The following is a 7603-nucleotide window of genomic DNA, read 5'->3' on the forward strand; positions in this document are numbered from 1 at the left end:
TCCCAGCCCCAGCGAGGTCCCCAGCCGGGGCGGCCGCGATAGCCCCACCAGGGATCATACATCCCGGCGGTCGGCGCCAGTTGCTGCACGACACGCCAGCGTTTATAGCGGTCGGCCTGCATGACGACAAAGTGATACGGGCGGTTGCCTATCTTGCCCGATTCGGACCCGGTGATAGGCCCCACAACGGTGACCAGCTGTTGGTTGTAATCCGTCGGTTCCAGGAAACCGTTAACATAGGCCACGAAACGGCCTTCCGACGGCGCGCCTAAGATCGGTCTGGCGCCTTCATCCAGCGGCATGCTGCTGATCTCCAGACGGGTGCGATTCGCCTCGTTGCTCACCGCCACCACTTTACCCCCCAGCCGAGCCTCTTGGCCGACGTAGACGGCGGGCGCGCTCATCACCCGGACCAAGTCCATCTGCGGCGTCGCCGATGTCCCTCGTAAGGACTCGGGGACGGTCACGCACGCACTCAGCGCGCTCAGCGAAAGCAACAGCAGGCCGTAGCGGCCCGATCTACAGACAACGCGTTTCACCCGACGACTCCACTGCCGTTCACTCGACATAGCATGCCTCTCGTTTAATAGCCTGATTATTAGACTATAAGCCATGCAATAAGTTGCGGTTATCCGTTATTCGCGGCCCGGTAATTTTTTCCAGGCGACTTCATTACGCAGGTAGCGCGGCTGAGCCTGCTCAACGCGCAATGTCGCGCCTGACTGATACTGTTGCAAAGCCAGCGGCAGCATATCTTCCGCCTGCGGCAACAGATAGTCGCCATCGTGCAACACCGCGTCGGCGGGTTGGGTTAAATCGGGGTACGTCTGCCAGCCGGTGCCGGCCGTCGCCCATTCACCGTTGAGGGCTGCCGTTTGTGTCTGCACCTGCGAGGGCGCGAGAACGGTTTCCGTCTCTTCACCGCGCCAGAATCCCTGTTCGTCGCGGCGATATTGCGCCCAGTAGACTTCGCTCATGCGGGCATCAATCGCCGTCAGTACCTGGGTCGCGCCGGTCAGGCGGTATGCGCCCTGCGCCAGTGTGGCCAGCGTGGAAACGCCGATCATCGGCAAGTCGGCGCCGAGCGCCAGCCCTTGGGCAATACCGATACCGATACGCACGCCGGTAAAACTGCCGGGGCCAAGGCCGAACGCCAGCGCATCCATATCGCTCAGCGTCAGGCCCTGTTCGCTCAGGACTTGCTGAACCATCGGCAAAATACGCTGGGTATGTTCGCGGGGACAAACTTCAAATAATGCGTGGACTTCACCTTCATTCCACAACGCAACGGAACAGGCTTCCGTTGCGGTATCAAGCGCTAAAATTCGCGTAGACATGCCAACCTCAGGCGGGAAATAAACGTATAACGGCGCGCATGATAGCACAGAGTCGGAACGCCGTTACGCTTTGCGCGTCAGGAAATCCACCGCCTGCGGCAGGCTTCGCGTACGCGGCGCGGGCGGCAAACTATTGAGAAAGACTTCGCCGTAGGGACGCATGACCAGACGATTGTCGCAAATCACCAGTACGCCGCGATCGTCGACGTCGCGAATCAACCGTCCCACCCCCTGCTTGAGGGTAATGACCGCGTCCGGCAGCTGCACCTCATTGAAGGGATCGCCGCCGCGCAGGCGGCAGTCTTCCATGCGTGCTTTGAGTAGCGGATCGTCCGGCGAGGTGAACGGCAGTTTATCGATGATGACGCAGGACAGCGCATCGCCGCGCACGTCCACGCCCTCCCAGAAACTGCTGGTCGCCACCAGCAGCGCGTTGCCCGCCGCCAGAAACTGCGACAGCAGCTGGGTTTTACTGGTTTCGCCTTGCAGCAAGACCGGCAGCGTCAGGCTGGCGCGAAACTCCGCGGCCAGTTCACGCATCATCAAATGCGAGGTACACAGCATAAAGCAGCGCCCCTGATTAGCCTGAATCAGCGGCGTCAACATCTGCGCCAGCTGTTTACCGCTACCCCGGCGCGCGGTTTCCGGCAGGAAACGCGGGACGCACAGCAGCGCCTGACGGGCATAGTCGAACGGACTCGGCAGCAGCAGCGTTTCCGCCTCTTCCAGCCCCAGTCGGGCGGTAAAATGATCCATTTTCTCGTTCACGGACAACGTGGCGGAGGTGAAGATCCAGCTTGCGGCCTTCTCTTTCATCACTTCATGAAAGCGGTCAGATACCGACAGCGGCGTTAAAGCCAGCACGAAGTGACGACTGGTGCATTCATACCAGTAGCTATAACCGGGCTGTTGCACGTCCAGCAGCAGCTTTAGCCGGTGACGATAAATCGTGGCGCGTTCAAACGCGGCATCCAGCAGCGTGGAGCGCCCCAGAGAGAGTTTGGCGACGTCGTAACACAGCTCTAGCGCATCATCGAGCAGCAATAGCGCGCGCTGCAGTCCGACATCCGTGACAACGTCACGAAGATTGCCTCGATAACCGGGGTCGCCGAGCGCCAGGCGAAAGTCCTGCGTGCTTTGCGACAGCCGATCGGCGCTTTTCTGTAGCTGCGCCGCGTCACGCACTTCGGTGCGATAGGCGATGATCATATCTCGCGCCAAATCGAACAGCTGTCGGCTGCTCAGCTGCTGACCGAAATATTGGCTGGCGATGTCGGGAATTTGATGGGCTTCATCGAAAATTACGACGTCGCCGTCGGGGATCAGCTCCGCAAAACCGCTCTCTTTTACCACCCGATCCGCCAGATACAGATGATGGTTAACCACCACGACATCGGCATCCATCGCCCGGCGACGCGCTTTGACTACGAAACACGCTTTATAGTGCGGGCAGTCATTACCGAGGCAGTTGTCATTGGTGCTGGTGACCAACGGCCAGATATGGCTGTCTTCCGGCACATCGCGGCAGGCGCTGGTGTCGCCGTCGTCAGTCAGCGAGGACCAGCTGCGCAACTTGACCAGCTCGCGCAGGTTATCTTTGGAAAGATCCCCCCCGGTCATTGACTGCTGTTCCAGCCTTTCAATGCACAGATAATTGGAGCGCCCTTTCAGCAGCGCCAGTTTGCCGGGATAGTTGAGCGCACGCGCCACGGTCGGCAGATCGCGGCTGTAGAGCTGATCCTGCAACGCTTTGGAACCGGTGGAGATAATCACCTTTTTTTCGGCGCGCAGCGCGGGCGCCAGATAAGCGTAGGTTTTTCCCGTTCCGGTTCCCGCTTCAACCACCAGCGGCTTCTGTCGGGCGATGGCGTCGGCAACGGCGGCCGCCATTTGCCGCTGAGGTTCTCGAGGCTTAAATCCCTTGATGGCCTTTGCCAATGCGCCCTCGGGGGCAAAATCATCGATCTCGTTTGCTGCTGCAGCCACGCTTTCTCTCTTTGCTGGGGAATAGATCGGCACCGGAGGCTCCGATGCGAGTGGGGGGATTATGCCAAGCTCGTCCCCCTGCCTCCACCTTAATATGTTGGTACGCCGTCGTTGGAAGCACGCGCCGCAGACGCTATTCCTGTGTTTTCCTCGGACATGATGAATACGTGGAAGGCATAGTTAGCGCTAGGGCGGGAGGTTTTCTCCTCTGAAACGAAAAGGTAAAATGGCGACGTTCGATAACGATAAATCAGGGATTTTGATTTTGAGCCATGTTTATACCTTTACGATTCCCAGCACACCCTTCACACCCAACGCAGGCTCCAACGGATATTATTTGCGCCTCACTCACCAAGGCCATACGTTTTATACTCACAAAGCTAACTACAGCAACCCCGAACAATTTGAACGCCTATCCCCTCAGGGAAACTGGTACATCTGCGCCCATCGATTATGGGATGGAAGTTACTGGATACATTGGATTGCCGATGACAACGGTTTGATACTCGAACCTGAAAGCGCGTCTCAAAAAGTGGGGCCGATGCTGATTCAAAGCAGTGTGTCATTAGCGATAACGTTGCTGGCCGTCATCGCGTTGTACGTTTTTTTTCATTCTTCCCCCGCCCTTGCCACGATCGCAGCGTTGGTCGGTATATTCGCGGGGATAGGCGCGTCAGTCAGTCTGAGCAACCTGTTCGCTTTTTATCATCCGGTAAGCAGATTGTCGTTGAAATATCTCGCTCAAGCGAAGACCGGGGACAGACGTTTTTTTACGTCGCCCCCTACTAACACTTCCCATTTTATCGTCAAACAACTCGATGAACAGTGGCGTCGTCAGGCAAAAGGCAGCGATCTCCTGCTGGAAGGCAATGTGAATCACGTACAAGACATGTCATGGAGTGCAAGGAAAGGAGAGGATGAAGTCCGCTACAGAGCGTTCTTTTTTATCTGTGAATATCGCTCGCTGATCATGTGCTGGCATCAAAACGATTCGTCCGTATACCAACCGGTGCGTTTAACTTCCGCACCGCCGTTTATGGCCATCAACGACCGTATCAGCTGCATCTATGAACAAAAGAGAAGAAGTCCATGCTGACACAGCGATTACCCAGCCAAACGCATAAAGTCATCAGCTTGATTAACCTGACGGAAGGCAGTGTCTATCGCCTTCGCGGCGAGGGCGTTCTCGGTATCAGGCCGAACATCATTGAGCGCTGTCCGCTTTATCTCCAGGGGTAGCCGCGTCACTTACCCTCATCATAGAATAAAGGACTGACAGGCCCTAAGTGTCTCCTCGTCGACGCGTCGAACCGATGGGGAGACAACGCGCCGGACGCCTGAGGCCACCGCCTGACAACACATCACATCGTTGCCAGACGATGATCCGCCGCGTCCGGACCGCGTCGAGCATCAGTTACTCTTGCTGCCCGGCATCCTCTTCGTCATCTTCGAAGCGCGCGACAACACGCTCTCCCTGATGTCCCTGACGCAGCGCCTCCGCCACACGGGCGATAGCTTCGCCGCTGCTCATTCCTTCCGAAATCAAGCGGTGGATTTCTTCGACGGCTTGCTGCTGCTGTTCATGCGTGAGCGACGGAATACCTGCAAACATTTTTCTCTCCTGAATCTGGCGGGATCGTCCCGGCATCATCGACGTCGCACGTCTCACGAGTGTGGTACGCTTGCATTTTGTGATGCCTTCGTGTCCACGCGACCGGTATACTTCCGGTCACTACCCGTATGAGATCGCCCGAAAATCTATATGCCAATGTCGTTAGTCTACCATGCTCTGCCTTACCAACCGGACGCTTTGTTGACCCAATTCGCCCCGCTCTCCGAGCAGCCCTGGGCGATGCTGCTGCACTCCGGCACCGCTGAACATACGCACAACCGGTTTGATATCCTTGTCGCCGATCCGCGCGTCACGTTACAGACCCACGGCGACACCACGGAGATAGCCGAAGACGGCAACGTTCAGACTTCATCAGCCGACCCATTCGCGCTGCTGCAAGACCAGTTAGAGCGATTAGGTCTGAACGCAACCCCGACGCCGGAGCTGCCTTTTCAGGGCGGCGCGTTGGGACTGTTCGGCTACGATCTGGGGCGTCGAGTGGAACGCCTGCCGACGCGGGCCGCGCAGGATATCGATATTCCGGATATGGCCGTCGGTGTGTATGACTGGGCGCTGATCGCCGACCATCATCAGCGCCGACTCACGCTGATCACTCAAGGCGATCCGGCGCCTCGCCTCGCCTGGCTCAAAGCGCAACAGGATACGCCTAACGACGCCTTTACGCTGACTTCCGCATGGCAGGCCAGCATGTCGCGTGAAGAGTACGGCGCAAAGTTTCGTCAGGTTCAGGATTATCTGCACGCCGGAGACTGCTATCAGGTCAATCTGGCGCAACGCTTTCAGGCCCGTTATGAAGGCAGCGAGTGGCAGGCGTTCCTGCGTCTTTCAGCCAGTAATCGCGCGCCCTTCTCGGCCTTTATCCGACTCCCGCATAACGCGGTCATCAGCGTGTCGCCGGAGCGTTTTTTATGGTTGAACGACCATCATATTCAGACTCGCCCCATCAAAGGCACGCTGCCCCGACTGCCTGACGCCGCAGACGACGTCAGACAAGCGGAACGTCTGGCGGCATCCACCAAAGATCGCGCGGAAAATCTCATGATCGTCGATCTGCTGCGCAACGATATCGGCCGCGTGGCCGCCCCCGGCAGCGTCCGTGTGCCGGAGCTGTTTGTGGTAGAAGCCTTTCCGGCGGTGCATCATCTGGTCAGCACCATTGAAGCGGAACTGCCCGCAGAGCTGCATGCGACCGACCTGCTGCGGGCCTGTTTCCCCGGCGGCTCTATCACCGGCGCGCCGAAAGTCCGGGCGATGGAGATCATCGAAGAGCTGGAGCCGCAGCGCAGGACCGCTTATTGCGGCAGCATCGGTTACCTGAGCATCTGCGGCACGATGGATACCAATATCACCATCCGCACGCTCGTCACCGACCGAGGTTCGATATACTGTTGGGCCGGCGGCGGGATTGTCGCCGACAGTCAGGAGCAGGCGGAATATCAAGAAACGTTCGATAAAGTCGGACGTATTCTGCCTTTACTGTTGTCTCATGATTAATGGCGATCTGGCGAGGAGCTGACATGACAGACATGATCCTGCAAACCCCTCCGACGACCGCTGAGGCCGATCCGCCATTCGATTTGGCGCAGTTCATCACCCGTTTTCAACTCCAAACGCCGGAAGCGACGCCACCCAGCTGCTATCAGCGACAGGCGGCCGTACTTGTGCCGATTATTCGCCGTCACGAACCCACATTGCTGTTAACCCGACGTGCCGCGAACCTCCGCACACACGCGGGTCAGGTCGCCTTTCCCGGCGGCGCGGCCGACCTGGAAGATCGTTCCCTGATCGCCACTGCACTGCGGGAAGCGTATGAAGAGGTGGCGATCCCGACGTCCCGCGTTCAGGTGCTCGGCACGCTGCCCTCGCTGGACAGCGTTAGCGGTTTTCAAGTCACGCCGGTCGTGGGACTGCTGCCTCCCGACATCACGCTGACGGCGCAGGCGGACGAAGTGGCCGCCCTCTTCGAGATGCCGCTGCGGGAAGCTTTCGCCTTGCACCGCTATCATTCGCTGGAGATCGAGCGCGAACACCGCCGACATCGCGTTTATCTACGCAGTTATCAACAGCAGTGGGTGTGGGGACTGACCGCGACGATTATTCGCCAGCTCGCGTTGCAGGTCGCGGCGCCTTAAGCGCCAACACTCGGCCCTCATCTCATCCGGTATTTTTCCCTTTCGACGACGATGCGCCTGTACTGGCTTTACGCGTGGTGCGGACATCGTGAACGAGGCGTGTTCATCATTCAACCGACCCTGCGGGCGTCGTCGGGAACACGTTCGATACCACGGTGCGCCGTCTCAGTTCAGCACCACTTCACGTAATGACGGTTTTTAATCCGGGTAACTCGCATAACCGCGGTACACCTTGCCGCCTTCCCCTTTCCTGCATTAGATTTTTGTGGTCTTTACGGCGGCATTAAATAAGTTTATTTCATGCGAAAAGACGCCTTCGAACCGGGGATTGCCACTACAATAGCGCCCATATTTAGCCGCCTAATAAAGGCATTCGACGGACGTTTAAAGGAGTAGTGCGTGATAAGCGTTTTCGACATGTACAAAATCGGCATCGGGCCGTCCAGCTCTCACACTATTGGACCGATGAAGGCCGGTAAACAGTTCGTCGATGAACTGGAACAGGTCGGCCTTCT

9 protein-coding genes are annotated in these 7603 nt (G+C 57.9%); 5 read left to right on the top strand and 4 right to left on the bottom strand.

From position 1 onward, the window contains the following. The 3 genes from Q7O77_RS11990 to Q7O77_RS12000 all read right to left on the bottom strand — a co-directional run. The coding region (locus Q7O77_RS11990; protein WP_304167499.1) for a Slp family lipoprotein at positions 1–569 on the bottom strand (569 nt) is incomplete at its 3' end. Between the two features lie 66 nt (positions 570–635). Further along, positions 636–1337: a tRNA (adenosine(37)-N6)-threonylcarbamoyltransferase complex dimerization subunit type 1 TsaB gene (tsaB, locus tag Q7O77_RS11995; protein WP_304167501.1), complete on the bottom strand. Its 702-nt coding sequence runs from the start codon at positions 1335–1337 to the stop codon at positions 636–638. Positions 1338–1400: 63 nt separating this feature from the next. Continuing rightward, a complete protein-coding gene (locus Q7O77_RS12000) occupies positions 1401–3323 on the bottom strand; it encodes an ATP-dependent DNA helicase (protein ID WP_304167503.1) in 1923 nt (640 codons plus the stop codon). 226 nt (positions 3324–3549) lie between these two features. On the opposite strand from Q7O77_RS12000, the gene Q7O77_RS12005 reads away from it, so the two are divergent. Next, on the top strand, positions 3550–4419 hold the full coding sequence (locus tag Q7O77_RS12005; RefSeq protein ID WP_304167506.1) for a hypothetical protein: 870 nt from the start codon (positions 3550–3552) through the stop codon (positions 4417–4419). Then, positions 4413–4562, top strand: a complete 150-nt coding sequence (locus Q7O77_RS12010) for a hypothetical protein (RefSeq protein WP_304167509.1) — start codon at positions 4413–4415, stop codon at positions 4560–4562. Before Q7O77_RS12005 ends, Q7O77_RS12010 begins: the two co-directional genes overlap by 7 nt. A gap of 175 nt (positions 4563–4737) precedes the next feature. Here the strand turns inward: Q7O77_RS12010 and Q7O77_RS12015 are convergent, their stop codons facing one another. Next, positions 4738–4935 (bottom strand): YoaH family protein, encoded by a 198-nt coding sequence (locus Q7O77_RS12015; protein WP_304167511.1) that lies wholly within the window; start codon positions 4933–4935, stop codon positions 4738–4740. 150 nt (positions 4936–5085) lie between these two features. Here Q7O77_RS12015 and pabB point away from each other — a divergent pair, with 150 nt between their 5' ends. The 3 genes from pabB to Q7O77_RS12030 form a co-directional block, all read left to right on the top strand. After that, positions 5086–6450, top strand: a complete 1365-nt coding sequence (gene pabB / locus Q7O77_RS12020) for an aminodeoxychorismate synthase component 1 (RefSeq protein ID WP_304167514.1) — start codon at positions 5086–5088, stop codon at positions 6448–6450. A gap of 23 nt (positions 6451–6473) precedes the next feature. Next, positions 6474–7088 (top strand): CoA pyrophosphatase, encoded by a 615-nt coding sequence (locus tag Q7O77_RS12025; protein ID WP_304167516.1) that lies wholly within the window; start codon positions 6474–6476, stop codon positions 7086–7088. A gap of 399 nt (positions 7089–7487) precedes the next feature. Then, the coding region (locus Q7O77_RS12030; protein ID WP_304167519.1) for a serine dehydratase beta chain at positions 7488–7603 on the top strand (116 nt) is incomplete at its 3' end.

It is taken from the genome of Lonsdalea britannica, from assembly GCF_946477055.1.
GTDB classification, from domain to species: Bacteria; Pseudomonadota; Gammaproteobacteria; order Enterobacterales; family Enterobacteriaceae; genus Lonsdalea; species Lonsdalea britannica_A.

What these genes read in the sequence shown, in the direction of transcription:
- Q7O77_RS12005 (WP_304167506.1), top strand. Translation starts at nt 3,550, where the DNA reads ATGGCGACGTTCGATAACGATAAATCAGGGATTTTGATTTTGAGCCAT.
- Q7O77_RS12025 (WP_304167516.1), top strand. Translation starts at nt 6,474, where the DNA reads ATGACAGACATGATCCTGCAAACCCCTCCGACGACCGCTGAGGCCGAT.
- Q7O77_RS12015 (WP_304167511.1), bottom strand. Translation starts at nt 4,935, where the DNA reads ATGTTTGCAGGTATTCCGTCGCTCACGCATGAACAGCAGCAGCAAGCC.
- pabB (WP_304167514.1), top strand. Translation starts at nt 5,086, where the DNA reads ATGCCAATGTCGTTAGTCTACCATGCTCTGCCTTACCAACCGGACGCT.
- tsaB (WP_304167501.1), bottom strand. Translation starts at nt 1,337, where the DNA reads ATGTCTACGCGAATTTTAGCGCTTGATACCGCAACGGAAGCCTGTTCC.
- Q7O77_RS12010 (WP_304167509.1), top strand. Translation starts at nt 4,413, where the DNA reads ATGCTGACACAGCGATTACCCAGCCAAACGCATAAAGTCATCAGCTTG.